The sequence below is a fragment of the Prosthecobacter sp. genome, from assembly GCF_044222565.1.
In the GTDB taxonomy this organism is placed as follows: domain Bacteria; phylum Verrucomicrobiota; class Verrucomicrobiia; order Verrucomicrobiales; family Verrucomicrobiaceae; genus Prosthecobacter.
Genome location: NZ_JBGANA010000010.1, coordinates 20,806 through 44,995, shown reverse-complemented (window position 1 = coordinate 44,995; position 24,190 = coordinate 20,806). Strand labels below are relative to the sequence as shown.

At 62.5% G+C, this 24,190-nt stretch carries 19 protein-coding genes; 15 read left to right on the top strand and 4 right to left on the bottom strand.

Annotated elements, in window-relative coordinates; genetic code table 11:
- Positions 1-94: 94 nt before the first annotated feature.
- The 5 genes from ACILSR_RS15870 to rpoD all read left to right on the top strand — a co-directional run bounded on the left by ACILSR_RS15870 (position 95) and on the right by rpoD (position 7,175).
- Positions 95-1,066, top strand: a complete 972-nt coding sequence (locus tag ACILSR_RS15870) for an ABC transporter substrate-binding protein (RefSeq protein WP_395750768.1) — start codon at positions 95-97, stop codon at positions 1,064-1,066.
- Positions 1,063-2,445 carry a sensor histidine kinase gene (locus tag ACILSR_RS15865; RefSeq protein ID WP_395750767.1) on the top strand — a complete coding sequence of 461 codons (1,383 nt, stop codon included), beginning with the start codon at positions 1,063-1,065 and terminating at the stop codon, positions 2,443-2,445. The genes ACILSR_RS15870 and ACILSR_RS15865 overlap by 4 nt, the downstream gene beginning before the upstream one ends.
- A 124-nt stretch (positions 2,446-2,569) precedes the next feature.
- Complete coding sequence (locus tag ACILSR_RS15860; RefSeq protein ID WP_395750766.1) at positions 2,570-3,244, top strand: response regulator; 675 nt, start codon at positions 2,570-2,572, stop codon at positions 3,242-3,244.
- A 189-nt stretch (positions 3,245-3,433) separates the two neighbouring features.
- Positions 3,434-5,266 (top strand): DNA primase, encoded by a 1,833-nt coding sequence (gene dnaG, locus ACILSR_RS15855; protein WP_395750765.1) that lies wholly within the window; start codon positions 3,434-3,436, stop codon positions 5,264-5,266.
- Positions 5,267-5,384: 118 nt separating this feature from the next.
- Positions 5,385-7,175, top strand: a complete 1,791-nt coding sequence (gene rpoD, locus ACILSR_RS15850) for an RNA polymerase sigma factor RpoD (protein ID WP_395750764.1) — start codon at positions 5,385-5,387, stop codon at positions 7,173-7,175.
- Between the two features lie 64 nt (positions 7,176-7,239).
- On the opposite strand, the gene ACILSR_RS15845 is transcribed toward rpoD, so the two are convergent.
- Positions 7,240-7,578, bottom strand: coding sequence for a gamma-glutamylcyclotransferase (locus ACILSR_RS15845; protein ID WP_395750972.1), 339 nt, complete (start codon positions 7,576-7,578; stop codon positions 7,240-7,242).
- Between the two features lie 14 nt (positions 7,579-7,592).
- Entirely contained in the window at positions 7,593-8,303 is a 711-nt protein-coding gene (locus ACILSR_RS15840; RefSeq protein WP_395750763.1) for a biotin/lipoate A/B protein ligase family protein, read from the bottom strand.
- A gap of 12 nt (positions 8,304-8,315) precedes the next feature.
- On the opposite strand from ACILSR_RS15840, the gene ACILSR_RS15835 reads away from it, so the two are divergent.
- On the top strand, positions 8,316-10,229 hold the full coding sequence (locus ACILSR_RS15835; RefSeq protein ID WP_395750762.1) for an SMP-30/gluconolactonase/LRE family protein: 1,914 nt from the start codon (positions 8,316-8,318) through the stop codon (positions 10,227-10,229).
- 158 nt (positions 10,230-10,387) lie between these two features.
- On the opposite strand, the gene ACILSR_RS15830 is transcribed toward ACILSR_RS15835, so the two are convergent.
- Positions 10,388-11,545, bottom strand: coding sequence for a 3-dehydroquinate synthase (locus ACILSR_RS15830; protein WP_395750761.1), 1,158 nt, complete (start codon positions 11,543-11,545; stop codon positions 10,388-10,390).
- 275 nt (positions 11,546-11,820) lie between these two features.
- On the opposite strand from ACILSR_RS15830, the gene ACILSR_RS15825 reads away from it, so the two are divergent.
- From ACILSR_RS15825 to ACILSR_RS15790, 8 genes are all read left to right on the top strand, one after another.
- The gene (locus ACILSR_RS15825; RefSeq protein WP_395750760.1) at positions 11,821-13,242 is read left to right on the top strand and encodes a histidine kinase; all 1,422 of its coding nucleotides are present in this window, start codon (positions 11,821-11,823) and stop codon (positions 13,240-13,242) included.
- Positions 13,239-13,925 (top strand): response regulator, encoded by a 687-nt coding sequence (locus ACILSR_RS15820; RefSeq protein WP_395750759.1) that lies wholly within the window; start codon positions 13,239-13,241, stop codon positions 13,923-13,925. Before ACILSR_RS15825 ends, ACILSR_RS15820 begins: the two co-directional genes overlap by 4 nt.
- A gap of 542 nt (positions 13,926-14,467) precedes the next feature.
- The gene (locus ACILSR_RS15815) at positions 14,468-14,971 is read left to right on the top strand and encodes a hypothetical protein (RefSeq protein ID WP_395750758.1); all 504 of its coding nucleotides are present in this window, start codon (positions 14,468-14,470) and stop codon (positions 14,969-14,971) included.
- Positions 14,972-15,044: 73 nt separating this feature from the next.
- Complete coding sequence (locus ACILSR_RS15810) at positions 15,045-17,060, top strand: ABC transporter ATP-binding protein (RefSeq protein WP_395750757.1); 2,016 nt, start codon at positions 15,045-15,047, stop codon at positions 17,058-17,060.
- A gap of 14 nt (positions 17,061-17,074) precedes the next feature.
- Positions 17,075-17,824, top strand: a complete 750-nt coding sequence (locus ACILSR_RS15805; RefSeq protein WP_395750756.1) for a tetratricopeptide repeat protein — start codon at positions 17,075-17,077, stop codon at positions 17,822-17,824.
- Between the two features lie 91 nt (positions 17,825-17,915).
- On the top strand, positions 17,916-18,848 hold the full coding sequence (locus tag ACILSR_RS15800) for an alpha/beta hydrolase (RefSeq protein WP_395750755.1): 933 nt from the start codon (positions 17,916-17,918) through the stop codon (positions 18,846-18,848).
- Between the two features lie 147 nt (positions 18,849-18,995).
- On the top strand, positions 18,996-20,132 hold the full coding sequence (locus ACILSR_RS15795; protein WP_395750754.1) for an aminotransferase class V-fold PLP-dependent enzyme: 1,137 nt from the start codon (positions 18,996-18,998) through the stop codon (positions 20,130-20,132).
- 229 nt (positions 20,133-20,361) lie between these two features.
- Complete coding sequence (locus ACILSR_RS15790) at positions 20,362-22,953, top strand: VWA domain-containing protein (RefSeq protein ID WP_395750753.1); 2,592 nt, start codon at positions 20,362-20,364, stop codon at positions 22,951-22,953.
- 63 nt (positions 22,954-23,016) lie between these two features.
- Here ACILSR_RS15790 and ACILSR_RS15785 read toward each other — a convergent pair whose 3' ends face one another.
- Positions 23,017-23,337 carry a low molecular weight protein tyrosine phosphatase family protein gene (locus ACILSR_RS15785; RefSeq protein WP_395750752.1) on the bottom strand — a complete coding sequence of 107 codons (321 nt, stop codon included), beginning with the start codon at positions 23,335-23,337 and terminating at the stop codon, positions 23,017-23,019.
- A gap of 96 nt (positions 23,338-23,433) precedes the next feature.
- Here ACILSR_RS15785 and ACILSR_RS15780 point away from each other — a divergent pair, with 96 nt between their 5' ends.
- A complete protein-coding gene (locus ACILSR_RS15780) occupies positions 23,434-24,075 on the top strand; it encodes a transposase (protein WP_395750751.1) in 642 nt (213 codons plus the stop codon).
- Positions 24,076-24,190 lie beyond the last annotated feature (115 nt).

Genomic DNA, 24,190 nt, shown 5'->3' with positions numbered 1-24,190 from the left:
AGCACTCTCCGTGGCGAGAAAAGAAATCACAAAGAAGCCCCTCAGCCTCAACCAAAAGTGGACATCCCTCCCCGGCCTATTGCATGTTGGCGGGATGAATTCTCCGAAAGCCCTGCTGCAACGCTTTCTGCCTGCCATCGGCGCGGCGCTGCTGCTGGCTGCCGCTTTTCTGCCCTACAAGGCCAAGAAGCAGCGGCTGCGCGTGGCGCCCGGAGTGTGGCCCGCCGCCGAGCCAGTGCTGCTGGCCAGCGACATGCAGCTGCTGCCTGAGAGCCGTTTTCAGGTCATCGAGATCCCCTGGTCCTCCGCCGTGGTGCGCGCTTTTGGCAGCGGTGCCGCGGATGTGGCGGTGGTCACACTGGAAAGCGTCATGCGCATGCAGGATGCAGGGCAGAGGCTGCAGGTGCTCATGGTGCTGAGCCAGTCCGCCGGCGGGGACGCGTTGCTGGCGCGGCCTGGCATCGCGCGGCTGGAGGACCTGAAAGGAAAACGCGTGGGCGTGGAGCGCAGCGCGGGCACCTACCTCCTGATCAATGCGCTGGAAAGCGTGGGCATGGGTGTGAAGGACATCGAAGCCGTGCCCATGTTTCAGTCGGAAATGGAGGCGGCCCTGCAGTCAGACCAGGTGGATGCCGTGGTGGCCACGGACCCGTGGCTGGCGAAGCTCTCAAACAACAGCCTCCGCAGCCTGTACGACTCCTCCCAGCTCAGAGTGCCCATCATCTACCTTCTCGTGGCCTCCGAGCGTGCCTGCGTCACCTCACGTGAGGAGCTGATCTCCCTGCTCAGGGTACAGGCCGGCATCTCCGCAAAGCTGTGGGCGGGCACGCCCTTCCCCGCCGTGGATGGCTTGCTGCGCCGGGAAAAAATGACTGTCAGTGAGCTGGCGGCCTGCCTGCGCCACCTGCGCCCTCTGAGCCAGGTGGAAAGCAGGGAAGTCCTGACAAAGCTGCCGCAGATGGCCCTCAAGGTGGGCGAGCAGATGAAGCGCAACGGCATCATCACCAGCTTCCGTGCGGACGACAACTGGATCAACGCCAGCTTTAGCGAGGAGGCCTTCCGGTGAACTGGTTTCGCTCCATCCAGAGCCGCATCACCGCCAGCGTGTGGCTGTTCGGCCTCGTGATCATCCTCTTCAACAACTGGCGCAACCAGCTCTGGCTGGCGAACCGGCAGATCGACCGCATGACTCAGGAGGCCATGGACACAGGCAGCCGGCTGGCCGGCCTGCTGCAGCATCTCTCCCGCCGGCAGCAGGAGCGCGCCGCGGAACTGGAGATGGCCTACGTCTCCCTCTCTCCGGATGTGGACCTGGGCCTCGTCTGCAACAAGGAGGGAATCGTCAACTGCGCCACTCACATGCGGTGGTTTCACATGGACGTGCTGCAGACACCGCTGGCGGCGGAGTGGCGGGCGCATACGGCGGCGCTCGCCAACATGGAGCCTGCATTCCAATGGGACTCTGACAGGAAAAAGCTCTTCGTCATCGTCCCCTTCTTTGAGACTTATGAGGCCTCCAGCCGGGCTGCGGTGCTGATTCGCTATGACGCCACGCTGGCGCTGGCAAAGGTGAGCGAGGAGGCGTGGGTGGAGTCCACGCGGCAGACCGCCGTGCTGCTGGCCTCCAGCCTGCTGCTCTGGTTTGTGCTGCATGAGCTGGTCACCCGCCGCGTGCACCGCGTGGTGGACATTCTGCGCTCCAGCATTTCCAGCGACGGCATGCCCAGGGTGCTGCCTGGGCGCGATGAACTCTCCCTCATCTCCCAGGAATTTGCAGGCGCCGTGGACAAGCTCCGCATCGCTGAAAACATGGTGCTGGACGCCGCCGAGAAGGAGCGCAGGAAAATCGGCAGAGATTTGCATGATGACCTCTGCCAGCGGCTCTCCGCCACGAAGATGAAGGCCGAGGTGGTGCTCGGCATGCTCCCTGAAAATGATGCCAGAGTCCACGAGCTCGCGGAGCAGATGACCGCCGAGCTGGCGGAGTCCACCGTGATCGCACGCGGCATGGCCTGGGGGCTCTCCCCCGTGGGCATCGAAGGCCAGGGGCTGAAGGACGGCCTGGAAAACGTGTGCCGCTTCGCCGAGCAGTCGTATGACGTCCGCTGCTCCCTGGACTACACGGACGTGAGCGCCCACCTCACCGGCAGCGCCCAGGAGCTGCTCTTCCGCATCGCCCAGGAGCTGGTGGTCAATGCATGCAAACACTCCAAGCCCGGCCACCTCACCATCACTCTCCGCATGGAGGGAGACCAGGTGGTGCTGAGCGTCATCCATGACGGCGCTCCCTTCTCCGAGCCGGAGGAGCCACGCGGCCAGGGCATGGGCCTGCACCTCATGGGGCAGCGCCTGCGCTCGCTCTCCGCCACACTGGAGAGAACGGTGGAGCAGGGCGCCCGGGACTTTTCCGTCGCCATTGTGCGCATCCCTTCAAACAAAGCGTGAAAACCCGCCCCTCCCCCCTGGTGAGGACACCGCCCCCTGGCATAAGGTTTTTCTCGATTGCGAATGTGTGCATCTTGTCAAAGAGTCCGCGAATCCTGCCATCCTGCGCACCGCCCCCGTGCCAATGAAAGCCAAATCTGCCCCTGCACCCACACGAATCGCCATCGTGGACGACCACACCATGATGCGTGAAGGATGGCGACTGCTCCTCGAGATCTCCGACGATCTGGACTTCGCCTGGACGGCCGTGGACGCCGCCGACGCCCTGCGCAAAATCGAGGCGGACACGCCCGACGTGCTGGTGGTGGACATCTCCCTGCCGGACCGCTCCGGCCTGGAGCTGATCAAAGACCTCCGCCTGCTGCGCCCGAAGCTGCCCATGCTCGCCATCTCCATGCATGACGAAAAGCTCTACGCGCAGCGTGCCCTGAAGGCCGGCGCACGCGGCTACCTCATGAAGAGTGCCCCGCAGAAGGACCTTGAGGAGGCCATCCACCGTGTGGCCACGGGCGGCATCGCCGTGAGCAAGGAGATGTCCGAGGAAATCCTGCGCGCCTTCTCCAGCGGCAACACCGCAGAGGCGCAGGACTCCATCGCCGATCTCAGCGACCGCGAGTTCGAGGTCTTTGTCCTCATCGGCCAGGGTAAAACCACCGGCCAGATCGCGGACACGCTCCACATCAGCAGCAAGACGGTGGACGTTCATAAGATGAACATCCGCACCAAGCTCGGCATGACCGAGACCGGAGAGCTGGCCTACTTTGCCATCCGCTGGGCCGAAGGGCGGAAACCCGTCTGACCCGGGCACCTATTGGCTCTGCAACAATCAGCAATCGGGCGTTGATTTGAGAGGTTCCGATCCTCCAGCGCAGGGTAGCACCGGCGCTACTTCAAGGGCCTGACTTTACGGGCAGGATTGCACGTGCTACTTCAGGAGCTAGCGATGAATTCCGCCCGACCTCCTTTTAGCCCCCTGACCTGATCTGACATGTCGCGCATCCCGGAAGAAACCATCCAGCAGGTGATCGCCGCCACGGATATCGTGGCGCTGGTGGGGCGTTCCGTGAAGCTGCGCAAAGCGGGCACAAACTTCGTGGGTCTCTGCCCCTTTCACAACGAGAAGAGCCCGTCTTTCAACGTCAGCCCCTCGCGCAACACGTACCACTGCTTTGGCTGCGGTGCGGGCGGCACGGCCATCCGCTTCGTCATGGAGCATGACGGCCTTTCCTTTGTGGAAGCTGTGAAACGCCTGGCAGACGCCGCCGGCATCCGCATCGAGGAGGAAGTGTGGGACGCCAATGCCGAGGCGGAGGCCAAGCACCGCAGCCTGCTGCTGCGGGCGCACCGCGAGATCGCCGAGTGGTACCACCAGCTGCTGATGAAGCACCAGATCGCCGCGCCCGCGCGCGCCTACCTGAAGTCCCGTGGTATCACCTCCGCCGTGGCGAAAAACTGGCAGATGGGCTACGCACCGGGCATCAGCGCCTTTTACCGTGAGTGGGCCGCGAAGGCCAGAATACCCGAAAGCGTTTTGATCGAAGCAGGCCTCTACAAGCAGAGCCCGGAGGACTCCGGCCGCCGCGGAGCCTACCCGCATTTCCGCGACCGCCTCATGTTTCCCATCCGCAATGAACATGGCGATGTCATCGCCTTCAGCGGCCGCCTGATTGCTCCGAAGGAGAACACGGGAAAGTACGTCAACTCCCCCGAGACCCCGCTTTTCAGCAAGAGCAAGGTGCTCTTCGGTTTTGACCGCTCCCGCAGCGCCATCTCCAAGGCGGGGGAGGCGATCGTCTGCGAAGGCCAGATCGACATGATCATGGTCTATGAGGCCGGGTTCAAAAACGTCGTCGCAGGCCAGGGCACCGCCTTTACCGAGCTGCACGCCAAGCTGCTCAAGCGCGTCTGCAATGAGATCGTGCTCTGCTACGACTCTGACAATGCCGGCTACGGCGCTGCGGAGAAAGCCTTCAAAATCCTCTCCCCCATCGGCCTCACCGTGAAGGTCGCCTCTTTGCCTCCAGGGGAGGACCCCGACTCCCTCCTGCGCAAGCAGGGCAATGAAGCGCTGCAGACCGTGCTGGGAAATGCCACCGACTTCCTGGAGTACCAGATACGCCGCCTGCGCAGCAGCGCCAAGTCTGACAGCATGGTGGAACGCGTGCGCATGGCCGAGCAGGTGGCCTCCGCCATCAGCATCTTCAGCGGCGTGGCCCAGCGCATCACCGCCGTGAACAAAGTGGCCAAGCTGCTGGAGATCTCCGAGGCCCAGCTCTCCGCCATGGTGGAGCGCGCCGCCCGGGAGAACAAAAAAGGCGCCTCCGATCAGCAGCGGCCCGCCGGCAATGTGGCCGATGAAGCGAAGAAACTGCTCGCCTCCCAGCACAAAACCGCCCTGCACCTCTGCCAGATGGCCCTGAACGACGCGGAGGTGATGTACTGGCTGCGCGAGGCTGAATTTGAAGACCTGCTGCGTGAAGTGCCCGGCACCGAACTGCTCGCCCTGCTGGTGCACAGCCGGCACGATCCGCTGGATGAGACCTCCCAGCTCGCCTTCATGGCCGGGCTGGACCGTGCGCATGAGGCCGCCTTTGCCCAGCTGCAGGCCGGCCCGCGCCTGCCTGGCGGCCCCAAGGACGCGCAGCTCGCCCTCTACACCCTGGAAGTGGCCCGCCTGCAGAATCTCATTCAGAGCCTGCAGTCCAAACTTCGCCAGCCAGGACTGCCGGAAGAGGAGACCGCCCAGATCCAGATGAAGCTCGTGGAACTCAATTCCTTGCGGAAAGAATGCCTTGACCGTACGAAGCCGACCCCCGAATAGTTTCCTCCCCCCTGACCGACGCAGTTCCCGGACTCCACCCGTGGCTTGTATGGCCGTCTCCAAAAATCAACACAACGGATCCCATTCCCGCAGCGCCGCCAAACAGGCAGGCGAAGCCATGGCTGCTGACGACACTGCTTCCCCGCAAAAACGAGGACGCGGCCGGCCCCGCATTCATCCGCCCAAAGACCAGCCTTCCCTTCAGGTGGGCCCCGATGGCCAGCCCCTGAAGCGCCGCCGCGGCCGTCCGCCGAAAAACGGCTATGCCGGCGGCATCGCCCAGTTTGCCAACACCACTCACGACGACATCCATTCCCCCGATGTCCAGGCCCGCCTGCGCGATCTCATCCGCACGGCGCGCGAGCACGATCACCTCACCTGGGACGACATCAATGAAGCCCTGCCCGCCGGCTTCGTCACTCCGGACCTGATGGACGCCCTCATCACACGCCTGCGTGCGATGGAGATCAAGATCACAGACGAAGTGGACGGCATCGCCGCGCGCAACACCGCAGCGCGTGAACGCATCGCCGCGGAGCGAGACGCCGCCACCGCCAAGCTGGACGTCTTTGACGATCCCGTGCGCATGTACCTCCGCCAGATGGGACAGGTGCCGCTGCTCACCCGCGAGCAGGAGATCCACATCTCCAAGCGCATCGAAAAAGCAGACCTCAGCATGCGCCAGTGCCTGCACACCATCGGCTTCATCGGCCAGGCCTACCTGCAGTTTGCCGAAGCTCTGTGCAACGGCGTGGAGCGTTTTGACCGCCTCGTCAGCGACCGCAAGGCGGATGAACGGGACGCCTACTTCAAGAAGCTCAAGCCCCTGCTCGACCAGGCGCGCGAGACGCATGAGAAGACCAGCAAGGCCTTCACCGATTTCATCAACGCCGGACCTCGCAAGAAGGCCGCCGCGCAGGTGGAGTTTGAAACACTACGCGCCGCCTTCTTCCGCATCTGCGAGAAGTTTTACTTCAAATCCAAGATCACCGAAGACTTCGTGACCCTGCTGCAGCAGCGCCTCACAGACCTCGGCAATCTGGAGCGCAATCTCAAAGACCACCCACGCGGCGAGTCCGCCAAGGAGGCCGTGAGCGCCTTTGAGCAGGACTGCTGGATGACCGCCGCGGACTACCGCACGCTCATCACAGATACGCTCAAGCACGTCGCCGGCTCCACCCGCGCCAAGACCGAGATGATCGAGGCCAATCTGCGCCTCGTCATTTCCATCGCCAAGAAATACACCAACCGCGGCCTCTCCTTCCTGGACCTCATTCAGGAAGGCAACATGGGCCTCATGCGCGCGGTGGAAAAATTTGAGTACCAGCGCGGCTACAAGTTCAGCACCTACGCCACCTGGTGGATCCGCCAGGCCATCACCCGCAGCATCGCCGACCAGGCCCGCACCATCCGCATCCCGGTGCACATGATCGAGACGATCAACAAGCTCATGCGCGTGCACAAGCAGCTGCTGCAGGAGCTTGGCCGCGATCCGACACCTGAAGAAATCTCCGAAGAGATCCACCTGCCCGTGGAGCGTGTGAACGCCGTGCTGCGCCTCTCCCAGCAGCCCGTCTCCATGCAGGCCAAAGTGGGCGAAAGCGAAGGCGACACCGAATTCGGCGACTTCATCGAGGACAAGGAGGCGAGCAACCCCATGGAGCTCACCGCCATGCACCTCCTGCGCGACAAGCTCCGCGATGTGCTCGACACCCTGAACCCCCGCGAACGCGAAGTCCTCGAACAACGTTTCGGCCTCGGCGACGGCGCCGGCCGCACCCTCGAAGAAGTCGGCAAGCAGTTCCAGGTCACCCGCGAACGCATCCGCCAGATCGAGGCGAAGGCTCTGCGCAAGCTGCGCCACCCCACGCGTATTCGGAAGCTCGGCGGGTTCTTTGGTGCGAGTTGATCAGCAGTACGATGGGCACTCCTGCCCGTCGATCAGCGGCACCGCAGACGCTCCACGCTTTCGCTCACCAGCACGTTCCTGCGCCGAGAAGCCCCTCGACACTGCGCAGGTAGAGATAACTCTCCACATGCTGCGTCGCGAATTCGCCTTTGAGCTGCACCGCCATGCGCTCATATTCACCGCCCTCGGTGTCCTCCAGCACATCTAGGTGTCTGAGTCCTGCCTCGTCCACGCTCCAAACTTCTCCCTGAATGGAGAGCCCCCCCTCTTGGGAACGAACCATGCCTGGATACCCCTTAAGTTCATACATTCGATAAATCGGAGCCGTGCTTGCTTCGCCCACGAACTGCTGATCTTCGATCCACATATGATTCTCACCTCCGCGCTTCAGCGTCCCATACACAAACACCAGCGTCCTCACAGCGCATCCTCCCGTTCATTCAGCCACGAAGCCAGGCTGTAACGCTTCTCGGTCAGTTCATTCGCGCGTTCGATCATGGCAGGAGTCATCTCTTGCTTCACCAGCACGTTTGTGGCCAGTTGCGCGGCCCAGCGCGGCCAGAAATCATCATTCAGCGTCACCTGCTGCACGCTGCCTTGATGAAGCAGGCCCAGCTTGCCACGCCGCTGCCCTGCCCCGGCCACTTTCACTTTATCGCGCACCACATCGTGCATGGCAGGAGCCACAAAGCAGAACGGGTTCTCAATCAAATCCTCCGGCCCCGCGAGGCGGCTGCCATCGTCCAGCGCCCGCGCCAGCGACTCATGCACGAGCCGGTAGCTGTCCAGCGGATTCGTTTGCGACCACGGATGCACCGCCGGCACAATGACCGAGTACGTGTAGTCCGCGTCATGCAGCACCACGCCCCCGCCCGTCCACCGCCGCACGATCGGCCACTGCGGCAGCGTCCCCGCCAGCTTCGTCAAGTTCTGCGCATAACCAATCGTCGCCGTCGGCTCCGTCCACCGGTACACCCTCAGCACCGGCACCTCGCTCTGCTCCAGCCACGCCTGATCCGCCGCCATGTTCCAAGGCCCCTCATGCGGCGGCGCATCGAGGTGCAGAATGAGCTGGTCGAAAAGGGGCTTTGCGGTGTCCACCCACTCATCATGCGACAACTTCTCCATTCTCCAACGCGAATGAGTACGAATGTGACGCTGGGGATGCCCGCTTTGCCTCGGAGAGGCAAAGGAGCAGAGGCGGCAGAGATTGATTCAATTCTCCGCCCCCTCTGCGGCAAAGACGAACGTCCCTTCAACGTCTTCTTTGACATCCACCGCCACGTTCTCACACTCCGCCTCATGCGCCCAACCCGCCTCCTCGCTCTAGCATTCTCCCTGCTGTCCGTTTTCTCCCACGCCGCGGACGACTACCAGCCCGGCCCCGACTCAAAGCCTCAGGAGGGCGTGCCGAAGGGCGACGTGCTGAAGTTTGAATTCAAGAACAGCAAGATCTTCCCCGGCACCGTGCGCGACTACTGGGTCTATGTGCCCAAGCAATACTCTCCCGACAAACCCGCCTGTGTGCACGTGAACCAGGACGGCATCCAAAACCTCGCGCCCGTCGTCTTTGACAATCTCATCGCCAAAAAAGAAATCCCCGTGATCATCGGCGTGTTCGTCATGCACGGCCGTGTGCCCGCGCGCGATGGCAGCACCGCGCTGGATCGCTTCAACCGCAGCGTGGAATACGACGGCCTCGGCGGGGACTACGCGCGCTTCATTCTCGAAGAACTGCTGCCCCAGGTGGAAAAAATCACGCTGCCCGATGGCCGCGCTATCCGCCTCTCGCACGAAGGCAATGACCGCAGCATCGGCGGCAGCAGCAGCGGCGCCATCGCCGCCTTCACCGCCGCATGGGAGCGCCCCGAGGCCTTCAGCCGCGTGTTCAGCAGCATCGGCACCTACGTCGATCAGCGCGGAGGCAATGACTACCCCGTCATGATTCGCAAGGCCGAGCCGAAAGCCCTGCGCGTCTTCCTCCAGGACGGCAGCAACGATGCCAACGGCACCGGCGGAAACTGGTTCCTCGCCAATCAGGAAATGCTCTCCGCCTTCGAGTTCGCAGGCTACGAAGTGAACCACGTCTGGGGAGACGGCGGCCACAATGGCAAGCACGCCACCGCCATTTTCCCCGATGCCATGCGCTGGCTGTGGAAGGACTGGCCCAAGCCCGTGACCAAAGGCACCGGCTCCAAAGCCCCCGTCATGGAAGTGCTAGGTTCTGGTAGTGAATGGCAGCTCGTCGGCGAAGGCTACGGCTTCACCGAAGGCCCCGCCGTGAATGCCAAAGGCGAAGTCTTCTTCACCGACATCCCGAATAGCCGCATCCACAAAGTGGCACTCGATGGCAAGGTCTCCGTCTTTGCGGAAAACACCGGCAAGGCCAACGGCCTCATGTTCGGCCCCGACGGCCGCCTCTTCGCCTGCGCCAGCGGCAACAAACAAATCGTGTCCTACGACGAAGCCGGCAAGGTGACCGTCATCGCCGACGGCATCGACTCCAACGACCTCTGCATCGGCCAGAACGGCAACCTCTACGTCACCGATCCTCCGCACAAACAAGTCTGGCTCATCAAACCGAATGGCGAAAAAACCGTCGTCGATACCAATGACAAAAACGGCATCGCCTTCCCCAACGGCATCCGCCTCACTCCCGATCAAAGCCTCCTGCTAGTCGCCGACATGCGCGGCCAGTTCATCTGGAGCTACCACATTAAGGCCGATGGCACCCTCTCCGCCAAGCAGCCCTACCACCACCTCCGCATCCCCGACGGCGTGATGGAAAGCGGCGCCGATGGCATGACGCTCGACACCAAAGGCCGCCTCTACGTCGCCACGCATGCAGGCATTCAGTTCTGCGACCAGGCCGGACGCGTCAACGGCATCATCGCCAAACCTCAGCGCAAATGGCTCGCCAACATCGTCTTCGGTGGCGCGAACTTCGACGAACTCTACGCCTGCAGCTCCGACAAAATCTACAAACGCAAAACCCAGGTCAAAGGCGTCCGCTCCGCCGAAGCCACCATCAAGCCAGAGAAGCCGCGGCTGTAATCGCCACACAAACACTGGTCACGCAGGCACTTCAGGAAAGTGATGCGGGCACTCCTGTCTGCAACCCGAGCCACCCAGGGCATGCGTGAAGCGCTGCCGTTTCCGTGGCGGGAGCGATTGGACACTCGAGTTGCGGGCAGGAGTGCCCACATCACTTGCTACTTTCCCGCCCGCTGCTGCAGTTCCACCACGGCATTGAGAATCTTCACGCGGTTCATCTCGTGCACTTCGAGCTTGGTGCCGATCTCGGGGACGAGGGTCACGGTGAGTTCGCCGCCGAGGTGTTCGCGGAATTCTTCCAGGCCTTCTAGGATGGCGGGTTCGCCGCTGCGGCCGGTGTTCATCAGGTGCGGGGAGCTGGTGGCGAAGCCGATGCGCTCGATGAGCTTCAGCACGCGCTCGCAGGTGTCGGCGTCCAGGATGCCCTGCATGCGGGAATAGACGAGGTCCACGGCCATGCCGATGGCAACTGCTTCTCCATGGGAGACGGAGAATTTGGAGATCTGCTCGAGCTTGTGCGCGGCCCAGTGGCCGAAGTCCAGCGGGCGGGCGGAGCCGAGTTCAAAGGGATCGCCACCGGTGGCGATGTGCTCCACGTGCAGCTCGGCGCTGCGCTGCACCACCTGCTCCAGCGCTTCCTGCTTGAGCGCGGCGAGGTCGTCTGCCATGGCCTCGATCTGCTCAAAGAAGGCGCGGTCGCGGATGGCGGCGACTTTGATGGCCTCAATGATGCCGTTGCGGCGCTCGCGCTTGGGCAGGGACTCCAGGAAGAGGAAGTCATTCACCACGGCAAAGGGTACTGAGAAACTGCCGACCCAGTTCTTTTTGCCAAAGTAGTTCACGCCGTTCTTAACGCCCACGCCGCCATCTCCCTGACTGAGGGTGGTGGTGGGAAAGCGCACATGGCGGATGCCGCGGTGCGCGGTGCTGGCGGCAAAGCAGACGAGGTCCAGCGCAGCACCTCCACCAATGACGAACACATAGCTGTGGCGGTCCAGCGCGGCTTCATTGATGGCGTCCCAGCAGCACTCCACCAGGCGGAAGTCGTTTTTGCAGGGCTCTCCGGCGGGGATGACGATGGGGTCGTCCACCATGGTGAAGGTGTCCGCATGCACCTGGCCGTAGGCCATGATGTCGTCGAGCAGGTCGCGGTTGGCGGTGGCCACGGCTTCATCCACGAAGACGAGCACGCGGGGCAGCTTGTGCGGCTGCTCCAGGCGGAGCAGATCGCGGATGGTGTTGTTCCTGGGCGCGAAGGCTTCTCTCGTGAACAAGATGCGATGCGTATGCTCTAGCCTGATTTTTTTTTCGATCATTAACGGGGGGGCGGACGGGGGCGATTCTGTGGCTCTGACCCGCGCCAAGGTCAAAGGGAAAGGGCATACGGCTGCGGAAAGGGCTTTCTAACCTGCGGGCCCTGAATTCGGACGGACGGAGGCGCTTTTTCGCCCCCCTTTTTCACTCAGCCGGAGGCTAAATGCTCCTCCTGTCCAGCACCCCATGGAAATAGCCTGCCGGGGTGATTGAGAAGGATACCCCCCGGATTCAACATGAGCGTGCCCACGAGCGCCCTGCCTTCCCCCCCCCCGCAGTGAATTTTCCCCCACCGCTTCGATTCCTCATTCCAGCGCTGCTGCTGCTGCTCGGCATCGTGTCCACATGGCTGGACTATGAGCTGGATCTGGCGAACGACCTGGAGCGCGATTTCAAGGACGTGTCCACCCAGGCGGAGGCTACGGGCGTGCGTCTGGCGGCGCTGGCGCGGCATCACCTGGCGCAGGCGCTGGGTCAGGGCGGACTCAAGGCAGGACAGGGCGAACTGAAGGCCCTGAGCGACAACCTCTCTGACTGGAAGCATGAGCCGTGGCTGAGCATCGCCGCTGTGGTGGATGAAAACGGCAAAGTCATGGCGTGCTCCTCCGTCGAGTGGGAGGGCAAGGCGGCCGAGGAAACGCCGGCGGCCCAGGTGTGGAAGCGGGCGCGGGTGGGCTACACGAAGATCATGGAGTCCTCCACCCTGGAGGGCGGGGACATGATCGTGCTGGCGGCCTTTCCGCTGCAGGTCACGCCGCAGGGCCGGGAGCGGCTGCTGCTCGTCTTTGACCATGCCAATGCGGTGGCGCATGCGCACCAGGATGCGCGCCAGCGTGTGGCCTGGTCTGCCGCCGTGATCGCCCTCATGTGCCTGTGCCTCTGGGCCACGCTGCATTTCGGCGTGGCCACGCGGCTGGAGCGGCTGGCCCGGTCCGTGCGTGAGTTTGGGGAGGGCCGCGCCATCAGCATCGATCCCGTGAGGGGTGGCGATGAAGTACACGAGCTCTCGCAGGCCTTCCGCAAGATGACGCAGCGGCTGGCCGATCGTGAACGCGAACGCAATGAGCTGGAGCGCGCCGTGATCGACTCCGCGGAGAACGAGCGCCGCCGCATCGGTCATGAACTGCATGACGGCATCGGCCAGCAGCTCACGGCCGTGCTCATGGCCATCAATGGCCTGCATGCGGAGCTGCAGGCCAGTGCGCCCGCCTTTGCGGAGCACGCGCAGCACGCCAGCCAGAGCCTGAGCGCCACGCTGGCGGAGGTGCGCGCGCTTTCCCACGGGCTAGCTCCCGTGCCGCTGTGGGACCAGGGCCTGGAGCATGCGCTGCAGGCGCTGGCAGACGCCACCACGCGCAGCTCCGGCCTGCGCTGCGTGTTTGAGTGCCCGGAGCACATCAAGGAGGTCAGCGAAGCCACGGCGTGCAATCTCTACCGCATCGCCCAGGAGGCGGTGAACAATGCGCTGAAGCACGCCGATTCCGCCGAAATCCGCATCGGGCTGGAGCGCCGGGATGCCTTTCTCGTGCTCGAAATCGACGACGATGGCTGCGGCCTGCCCGAGGCGCCGGCGGACGGCGGCGGCATCGGTTTCCGCATCATGCAGCACCGCACCGAGGTGATGGGTGGCCGGATGGAGCACGGAGCTCCGCCCGCCGGAGGCACGCGCATCGCCGTTTACATCCCTTACCCACCATGAACACCGCACCTGCCAGCACCCAAACCTGCCGCATCGCCTTTGTCGATGACCACCCGGCCGTCATCAATGGCTACCGTTTCATCCTGCAGTCAGACCCGCGCTTCGAGATCTGCGGTGTGGCCACCAATGAGGCGGATGCCATCACGCTGGTGAACCAGGAGAAGCCGGACCTGCTCATCACGGACCTGAACATGCCGGGGCGCGGCGGCCTGGAGCTCATCAAGGATCTTTCCGTGCTGCATCCCGGGCTCAAGATCATCGTCAGCTCCATGCACGACGAGATGCTCTGCGCCTCCCGTGCGCTGCGTGCGGGCGCCAGCGGCTATGTGAGCAAGGACAGCCCCGGCAATGCGCTGCTGGACGCCATTCACAAGGTGCTGGATGGCGGCGTGTATGTGAGCTCACGCCTGGCCGCTCATCTCGCCGCCTCTTTTGCCACCCCCAGACCGCGCGGCTCCAGCGAGTCCCCGCTGAAAAAGCTCAGCGACCGCGAGTTTCAAATCTTTGAGCTGTTTGGCCGTGGCAAGACCGCCAAGGAGATCGCCGCGCAGCTCAATCTCAGCCCCAAGACCGTCTCCGTGCATCGCGACCACATCAAAGAAAAGATGGAGTTCGTCACCAGCGCCGAGATGATCCGCCAGGCCGTGCGCTGGGTGGAGACACAGCGGGACGTGCTGAAGTGATGGGGTGCAGGACGATGCAGTAGCAGCAGCACGATGTGGGAGACGCCCTCGTAAGCGGAAAGTACGATAGGCACTCTTGCCTGTCGATCAGCGCTCACGCTGGGTGTGTTATAATTCGAATCATCTTACGCCAACGCCAAACCGGGGACGCTGGTGGATTGAGCGAGGGCTTCCTATGTTTGCGGAGCCGCTGAGCGACAGACAAGGAGTGTCTGTCCTACTTCTCCGTTGCACGCGTCCGACATGCTCTCGCCCTGCACACCGCGCTGTCCTCTCTTGTCTGTCTTGTCTGAATAGCGACGACAAGAAAGAATCAACAGCATGTAGGCCCGGCACCTAACACCAAACGGTGCGCATGCTGATGCCACGGCTGCATTTGCACGCATGGTACCTCATGCACTCGACGTTATGCTGCGGAGCCATGAAAGCGCCCATCACGTCATCAGTGTCATGTTCCCAAGTTCGCCATTTTTCTCAGAAAAAAGCAAGTCCGTTCAAGCCTGCAAAAGCGAAAGTTTTGATCCAATTCTTTGATGGATGGCATGTGCCGCAATCATGAGAATGGAGCACCCACCAACCACCCGGTCATCTTCGCCATGAACAGCCCCAGCCCCATCGTCATTGCCGACAATCAGCCTGCCGGTCTTGCGGATTTTCGCGAGGCGCTGGAAGCCCAGGCCGATCTCTCGCTCGCCGCGGCGGTGACCTGCGCCTCGTGTGTGTTCAGCGCCGTCTCCCGGCAGAGGACGGAGCTTCTCATTCTCAGCCTCAGCATGCCGGGGCATCGCATCCTGCAGCTGGCCCACGACCTCACCGTGCTGCATCCCCATCTGAAGCTGCTCATCATCGCCAGTCCGCATCAGCACCTGGATGCCGCGCACGTGATGCGCGCCGGAGTGCACGGCTGCGTGCCCGCCGGCAGCAGCACCGCCGCCAAGCTCGCCGCTGTGCGGAAGGTGCTGGCGGGAGAGCACGTCTTTACCCTGCCGCAGCTCGCTGACAGCCGCCATGCCGTGGCCCTGCCCCTGGCAGCGGCGGCGTTCTGAGAGCAAAGCTCAAAGAATGCGCAGATAAAGGAGTTGCGCAGGCAGGGAGGATTCCATTTTACTGGGTGGAAGCATGAAGAAGGAAGTTCTGAACCACCTTTGGAAGCTGGTCGCGCCGCATCGCCGCCGCTTTCTCCTCGTGGTGTTTATCACCCTGCTGAGCACGGGCGCGGGACTGGTGGAGCCGCTGATCTACCGGGAGGCCATCAATGACATCGCCGGTCTCTTCGTGAAACGCGCGCATGACAAGGCCAAGGTGGAGGCGGGGGAGGCCATCGAGACGGGAGACAGCCCGCTGGAGGATTACCTGCACAAGAAGATCCAGGCCGCACGCGCCACGCCCGCTCCGCCCGCCCCCGCCCCTCCGGCGCTGAAGACGCATGAAAAAAAGCCGCACACCACCGGGCACGTGGCCGAGCGCACCCCGGGGGAGGCGGTGAACACCCTGCTCATCGCCGTGCTGCTCATGCTCGGTGTGAATGTGGTCAGCTACATCCTCTGGCTCTACGCGGAGAACAAGAAGGCGCAGCTGGACTGCGACATCGAGCAGGAGTTCATCCAGGGCGCGTTTACGCATGTGCTGCGGCTGCCGCTGGGATTTTTCGGCAAGCGCGCACCCGCGGCCATCGCCAAGCAGATCGACCAGAGCGAGGAGGTCAGCGCCATCGTGGGCGCCTTCTCGCAGCAGATACTTCCGGAGATCATCAGCCTCGTCGGCATCATGGTCATCATGTTCTTTCAGAACACCATCCTCGCGCTGATCGCCGTTTCGCTGATCCCCATCTATCTTTTCATCGCGTGGCGTTCATCGCAGAAACTGGAGACCGGACTCAACACCTATTATGAGCGCTGGGAGGAGGTGAGCGCGCGCATCTCCACCGCGCTGGAGGGCATCAAGACAGTGAAGCTCAGCGGTGCAGAGGGGCGGGAGGTGCAGGAGTACCGCCGCATCTCCAGCGCCGCCTACAGCAACTTTGTGGAGCGCAGCAAGCTCTCCAACAAATTCACCTTCTGGGAGGGCATTCTCAGCCATCTGGCCACCGCCATGGTGCTGGGCTGCGGCGGCTACCTCGCGCTCATTCACAAGCTCACGCCTGGAGACGTGGTCATGTTTGTGGCCTACCTCGACCGCTTGTATTCGCCCATTGATGAACTGTGCAGCCTGTGGGTGAACACGCAGCAGCACGTGGCCTCCATCTCGCGCGCTTTTCGCCTGCTGGAGAACAACACCGGAGAAAAGGCCGGAAAGCCCCTGCAGCTGGAGCACGGCCGCGTGGAGTTCAAGGAGGTGACCTTTGCCTACGTGCCGGACCATCAGGTGCTGAAGTCCATTTCCATGAGCTTTGAGCCGGGAAAGATCACCGCCATCGTGGGCGGCAGCGGCGCGGGCAAAACCACGGCCGTGGATCTGCTGCTGAAGTTGTATGAACCGCAGCAGGGAGAGATCCTCATCGACGGCCAGGAGCTCGGCAAACTGGACCCCTCCAGCGTGCGCGGCAGCATCGGCATGGTGGCTGCTGACGGCGCCATCTTTCGCGGCACGCTCGCCTACAATCTGCGCTACAAAAAACCCGGCGCCACGGATGCGGAAGTGATGAAGGTGGTGGAGCAGGCGGGACTGAAGAACCTGCTCGACCGCCTGCCCAAAGGCCTGCAGACGCAGATCGGTCAGAACGGCATGGGCCTTAGCGTCGGCGAGCGGCAGCGCGTGCAGATCGCCCGCGTGTTGCTCAGCCAGCCGAAGATCCTGGTGCTGGATGAAGCCACGGCCAATCTCGACTACAACACGGAGGCGGAGGTGCGGCATGCCATCCACCAGCTTCGCGGCAGCTGCACCATCATCATCATCGCCCACCGCTTCAGCATGGTGCGGGACGCGGACCACGTGTACGTCCTCGGCGGCGGCGGCATTTTGGAGCAGGGCACGCCTGAAACCCTGATCACCGCTGGCGGCTGGTTCGCCGCCTTTGCCCACGCGGTGGAGGAAGAGGACGAGGAAGCAGATGCCGAAGAAGAAATTGAAGAAGAGGAGGCTGAAGACGCGTCAGAAGAAGAAGAAGAAGAAGAAGAAACCGAAGCCGCAGACTGAAGGAGGCCGCACCTATGTCAGAAAACACGGACAAACACCCTCACAAAATCTGGCCCTACCTCGCCACGCTGAGCAGCGCCGCCGTCATGCTGCTGGCGTTTTTCATCCCGTCCATCCAGGATCAGTGGGACCGCTATCAGTCGCGCAAAATCATCGGCCAGTACGTCTCGCTCGGAGACGAGTTCATGGACGAGGACCGCTACGACATGGCCGAGACCGCCTACCAGAAAGCCTTCGAACTCTCCCAGCAGACGCGGCTTGAGATTGAGATGAAGCGGCTCAAGGCCCGCGTGCACCGCATGAGCCTGCTCGTCGAGTGGGGAGCACCGCCACCGGAAGACCTGGAGGAGGTGGACTTCCAGCTGCTGCTGCATTTGCAGAAGGGTCATGAGAATGACAGGGAGCGCGCCTTCACGCTCAACAGCTACGCCTCCTTCCTCGCCGGATCCAAGAAGCTCAAGCAGGCGGAGGCCGCGCTCCGCGAGGCCCTTCGCATCGAACCCGCCAGCTCCATGCTGCATCTCAATCTGGGCAATCTGCAGGATCAGGTGGGAAAGAAAGACGACGCGCTCAAGTCCTACCTCAAGGCCCTGGAGCTCGACCCCAAAAGCCTCAACGCCCACTACAATCTCGGGCTCCTCTACGTTGAGCTTGGCAAATACCCCGAAGCCAGGCGGTCCTTTGAGGAAGCCCTGAAACTCGCGCCCGACGACCCTGAAACCCAGCAGCAGCTCGACAAGGTGCGCAAGAAGCTGGGCGAGTGAGGGCTCCATCTCAACGCGGCGCGATGTGGACAGAATTTGCACTGCCATCCGAATTGAAACTTCTCCCCTTCCCGATCGTTTCAGCCCAACCATGCGTCTCCTTTTCCCTCTCCTCCTCGCCCTCTCCCTCGCACTGCCGCTGCAAGCCCAGAAGGCCGGCAAAAACAAAGACAAGCCCCTCATCAAGCTGACCATCACCGAGGTCGCGACCAAGGACATCGTCTATAAAACCACCCCGCAGGGCGAGCTCAAACTCCACGTCTTCTCCCCCAAAGGCGAAGTCCAGACCACCGCGCTCCGCCCTTGCGCCGTGTTCTTCTTTGGCGGCGGCTGGAAGAGCGGCTCGTATCTGCAGTTCGTCCCGCAGTCCGAATACCTCGCCAGCCGCGGCATTGTCGCCATCAGCGCCGACTACCGCATCCTCAACGTCCACAAGACCTCTCCCGACAAAGCCGTCGAAGATGCGAAAAGCGCCATCCGCTGGGTGCGCGGACACGCCACGGAGCTTGGCATCGATCCCACCAAGATCATCGCCGGTGGCGGGTCCGCCGGCGGGCATCTCGCCGCCTGCACCGCGCTCGCCTCCGCCTACGATGCCGAGACCGACGACAAGTCCATCTCCGCCAAACCCAACGCCATGGTGCTCTTCAATCCCGCCATGAACATCTCCACCTTGTTCAAGGATCACAGCACTGGCGAAGGCCCCATGACTCTCGAAATGGCCGAAGCCATCACGCCGAACAGCTTCCTCACCAAGGACACCCCGCCCGCCATCCTCTTTTTCGGCACCGCAGACAAACTGAAGGCCGGAGGCGATGAATACATCACCAAAGCCAAAGCCCTCGGCCTCCGCGCTGAGATGTGGTCCGCCGCAGACATGCCCCACGGCTTCTTCAACAAAGAGCCCTGGATTCAAATCACCGCCAAAAAGATGGACGAATTCCTCACCTCCCTCGGCTACCTCGGCGGCACGCCCGCCCTCAAGCTGCCAGAGAACGCACCTTCTCTGAAGCAGGAAAACTGAGAGGTCATCACTCAGTCCACACCGCAGAGACTGGAATAACGCAGAGAAAAGCATTCAAGATCGGAACTCTGCGTTTTTCCAATCTGCGGTGTTAAATCAGTGTTTCCCCAAGCGTGAAAAGCCGCGCATCCTGCGTTTCTTCCCCGCATGCTTACAGACTCCTCCCGCGCCGCCGATTTCCCCACCCTCAAAGGCATCCACTACCTCAACACCGCCGCCGAGAGCATCCCGCCTCTCTGCGTGAATGAAGCCGTGGCCGAATACATGCACCACAAGTCCATGGGCATGCGCGGTCGTGATTTCCACTTCCCCCGTGTGGAAGCCTGTCGCGAAATCGCCGCCCGCCACCTCGGTCTCGCCACCGATGAGGTCTCCTTCTGCTCCTGCAGCTCCGAAGCTTACAACCTCCTCGCCAGCGCCCTCCAGCTCACGCCCAAAAACGAAGTCGTCGTCACCGATCTCGACTTCCCCGCCGGCGCCACCCCCTGGCTCACCGCCCCCGAATCCTCACGCCCCGTCACGCGCCTGTGGAAAAATCGCAACGGCTCTCTGGACCTCACCGATCTCGCAGCCTTGCTCAATGAGCGCACCGCCCTCGTGCAGGTCAGCCTCGTCAGCTTCTACAACGGCCACCGCATTCCCTTTGCACCGCTGCGCGATCTCATCCGCAAACACGCGCCGCAAGCCGTCCTCGCTGTCGATGTCACCCAGGCCCTCGGCCGCATCGCGCTCGACTGCCAGGACGCCGACATCCTCATCTCCAGCACGCATAAATGGACCCTCGGCATCCACGGTGGCGGCATCATTGGCATTCCGAAAAAATCCGCAGCGCGCCTCACCACCACCGCAGGCGGTTGGTACCACATTTCCAATGCCTTCGATGCCGACCGCTTTGAAAATCCCCGCATCAAATCAGGCGCACTCAGCTTCTCCGTCGGCATGCCCAGCTTCGCCGCGCTTTATGCCTTGAATGCGTCTCTGCGATACCTTGAGCAGGTCGGCATGGCCCAGATCATCGCTCATGCCGATCCCCTCGTCGCCCGTGTCCACGCCGGCTTGAAGGAACTCGGCATCACCGCCCTCAGCGCCGCGCAGCCCGACTGCACCAGCGGCATCGTCGCCTTCACGCACGCGAACACCACCGCCATCAACGACGCCCTCCTCGCGCAAAACATCCACGTCATGCACCAGGTGGGCCGCATCCGCATCGCCGTCCACGGCTACAACACCGAAGAGGACGTCGACAAGCTGCTGGCAACGTTGCGCTCCGTCCTCGGAGGTTAGGCTTCCAGCCTGACTCTGAAAGCACCCGCGTCGCCGGCAACGTCTACAAACCGCCGAAGACTTCGATGTACCTCTCAGCACTCTCCGCCAAGCTCTGAAGTAGTTCGGCCAATCCTGCCCGTGATTGAAAGCGCTCAGCGGCGGGCAGGATTGCCCGCGCTACCTCCTGCCCGCCTTTTTTCGGTACACCTCTTGCCCCGCCCCGCCGCCAGCCTATCCTCTGCGTCTCTTGGACTGGGAATCACCAAAACTCCTCCTGCTCATCCTCCCCGCAGTCGCCTTGCTGCTGTGGATCGAGTCGCGTTCGTCGCACCCCATGTCTGGTTTGCGCAAGCGCCTCCTGCTCGTCACCCGCGCCATCGGCGTCATGCTCGCCATCGCCGCACTCGCCGGCCCTGCGCGTGTGAAGCAGACCGGCCGTAAAGCCCTCGGCATCATTGTGGATGCAAGCCAGAGCATGGGCGAAGAAGGACTCAGCAAATCTCTCGCCGAAGCCACCCGCATGCGTTCCGCGCTCGGTAGCAGCATCGACTCATTCGTCGTCCAGCTTGGCTCGCAGCCTGAACTTCTTCCCGAAGGCAGCACCGCCGCCATGCAAGCCGCCTGGCAGAAAGAGCACGGCGGAGACAGCCACTATGCCGCCGCCATCGAATACGCGGAAGCCCTCTTCCCCCCAGGAGCCAGCCGCAACATCCTCCTCATCGGCGATGGCCATGAAACCCGCGGCAGCCTGCTCGATGCCGCCCGCGAGGCCGCCGTCTCCGGCATCAAGCTCCACGCCCTTCCCGTCTCAGGCCCCCGCCGCCCCGACGCCCGCCTCCTCTCCCTCACGCCTAATCGCACCCGCCTCTTCGAAGGTGCCAGCCTCAGCCTGAAGGCCGCCTTTGAAAGCACCATTGAAGGCACCGGCACTTTAAAGCTCTACGAAAACGGTATCGAAGTAGAGAAGCGCCCCGTCTCTCTCAAACCCGGCGTCACGCAGGAGATGGTTTTTAACCGCACGCCCTCCACCCGCAACACCTTCCAGTACCGCGCCGTCCTCGAAGGCATCAAAGGAGACACCCTTCCCGGCAACGACAGCGCCCTCGCCATCGTCGATGTCCGCGGCCGCCTCCGCCTCCTCTACATCGAGTCCGACGCCAGCGAAGGCCGCTACCTCATGCAGGCCATGGAAAAGGAAGGCATCGAACTAGACCTGCGCCAGCCCGGCAATCTCGCCATCACCTTCGAAATGCTCGGCGGTTACGACGGCGTCATCCTCTCCGACGTCCCCGCCCACCAGCTTGGCGAGCCGCTCATGAATTCATTGCGGGATTACGTCGATAAACTCGGAGGAGGTTTGATCATGCTCGGCGGCCCCGGCTCTTTCGGCGTCGGTGGCTACTACCGCACGCCCATTGAGGAAGTCCTGCCCGTGCGCCTTAAAGCCCCCGATGAAGAGGAAAAGCAAAGCGCCGCCGTCGCAATCGTGCTCGATCGCTCCGGGTCCATGGCCGGTGAAAAACTCGAGATGGCTAAAAGCGCCGCCATCGCCACCGCAGAGGTTCTCGGTCACAACGACTCCCTCGGCGTCTGGGCCTTCGACTCGGAGGCCCACGTCGTCGCCCCGATGACGCGCCTCACCTCCACCAATGCCGTCTCCGGTCAGATCGCCGCCATCGCCTCCGGTGGCGGCACCAATCTGCAGCCCGCCTTCCAGCTCGCCCGCGAAGCCCTGCTTCGCACCAAGGCCCGCGTGAAGCACATGATCATCCTCACCGATGGCCAGACCGCCGGTGCCGGTTACGAGCAGCTCGCCACGCAGTGCCGCAATGAAGGCCTCACCATCTCCACCGTCGCCATCGGCGAAGGCTCGCATGTCGCCCTGCTCCAAGCCATCGCCTCCAGCGGCGGCGGCCAGTCCTACTCCACCATGGATGCCAGCAGCATCACCCGCATCTTCACGCAGGACACCCTCATGCACACCGGCCGCATGATCCGCGAAGAGCCCTTCACCCCTGAGCTGAAGGAAAAAGATCCCATCCTCGCCGGATTTGAGAAGTGGGACTCCCCCACCCTTCTCGGTTATGTGAAAACCACCCGCCGCACTTCCGCACAGGTACCCCTCGTCACCGAGACCGGCGATCCCCTCCTCGCCCACTGGCGCTTCGGTCTCGGCAAAGCCACCGCCTTCACCTCAGACGCCAAAAGCCGCTGGGCCGGGCTGTGGATTGCCCGCTGGCCCAGCTACGGCCGCTTCTGGTCCCAGATCCTGCGTGAAACCGCCCGCGCTCCTCAAGGCCGCCTCATGGATCTCTCCGCCCGCATGGAAGGCGATGATGCCCGCATCAGCGTCGACCTCCTCTCCGACGCCGGCACCCGCGCCAACAACGCCAGCGTCTCCGCCGAGGTCTTCCACGTCGCTGCGGACGCCCTCGGCGCCCCCATGAAAGCCGTGCAAAAACTCACCCTTCGCCAGGATGCCCCCGGCACGTACGTCGCCGACTTCAAGCCCTCCCAAGCAGGTGTTTATCTCATCCGCGCCCAGTTCGGTGCCGAGATGGTCACCACCGGCCTCATTCACAATTCCTCAACCGAAGCCAGCCTCGGCACCGTGAATGAAGACCTTCTCAAAGAAGCCGCCCGCATCACCGGCGGCGACTACCTCACGGACTCCAAAAGGCTCCCCAATCTCGAAACCACCAAGGCCATCCAGTACGAAGAACTCTGGCCCTCCCTCCTCGTCCTGCTCCTCCTCATCTTCCTCATCGACACCGCCATCCGCCGCTGGGAGCACGTCATCGGCTTGTGGGAGCTGCTGCCGCAGAAAAAAGTAGTCTAGAGCTTTAGCTCGTTCTGGAAAAGCTCCGCCCGTTCCAGAACGAGCTAAAGCTCAGAACTATTTTCATCCCAGAAGCGGCTCCACCCTCTCCCGGATCAGCCTCATCAGTTCCTCATCCATAAACGGATAATCATCCGGAATGTCCAGCACCTCAAAACGCAGCCCGCTCACCAGTTGTGGAAACATCTCCGCCAGCCGCTGTTTGTGCGCGTGCTCCATAACGAGCACCACATCCGCCCACTTCAGCAGCTTCTCCGAAACCCGGGTCCGCGCCGAAGCACTCGTCCCCGCACTCCGCGCCTCCACCCGCGGATCATTTTGATACACCTTCTCCGCAGTTGGACTGCGCCATTGGTTGCGTGAGCAGATGAAAAGAAGGTTCATGCAGAAGATAAGTGATGCGGGCACTCCTGCCCGCAATTCGAGTTTCCCACGATAGACACTTGCGGGCAAGAGTGCCCACATCACTTATTGCAGAGCATGCGCACCATCACGAGCGCCGACCTCACGCCCTTTGACTGGACATCTGCCGCCACCTCCTACCGTGGCCGACTCCCACATCTCAGTCAGCCGGGTGCCATTTACTTCATCACTTTTCGTCTCGCTGACTCACTCCCTCAGGAAGTCGCACAGCGATGGAACGAAGAAAAATCCATCTGGCTCGCAGACAATCCGCCGCCCTGGCCGCCTGAAGTAGAGCGTGAATATCATCGAAAATTCACCATGCGCCTGGAACGCTGGTTGGACGCCGGTCGTGGTGAGTGCGTCTTAAAACAACCGAAGCTCCGCGCCGAAATCCACACCAGCCTCCTCCACGACGACGGCAAATCATACGAACTCGGTGACTTTGTGATCATGCCAAATCACGTACACGTGCTGCTCCGCCCGTTGACCGAATCCCCCGTTTCCAAACTACTCGGACCCGCCAAAGGTGCCAGCGCGCGAAGGATCAACTCGAGCCTCGGCACGCAGGGAACCCTCTGGATGGACGAATCCTTCGATCACATCATACGCGGCATGGACTCGCTGAAAAAGTTTCAACGCTATATTGCCAACAATCCCACAAAATCCGGTCTTTCGGCCCTTGAATTCACTCACGAGCAGCGATGGCATCTGGAGTGATGCGGGCACTCCTGCCCGCAACCCGAACGTCCCACAGCCCAGTGATGTGGGCACTCTTGCCCGCAATTTGAATCACCCATCGCTCCGCTGCTGCCAAGTGAAAGGCTACAGCGGA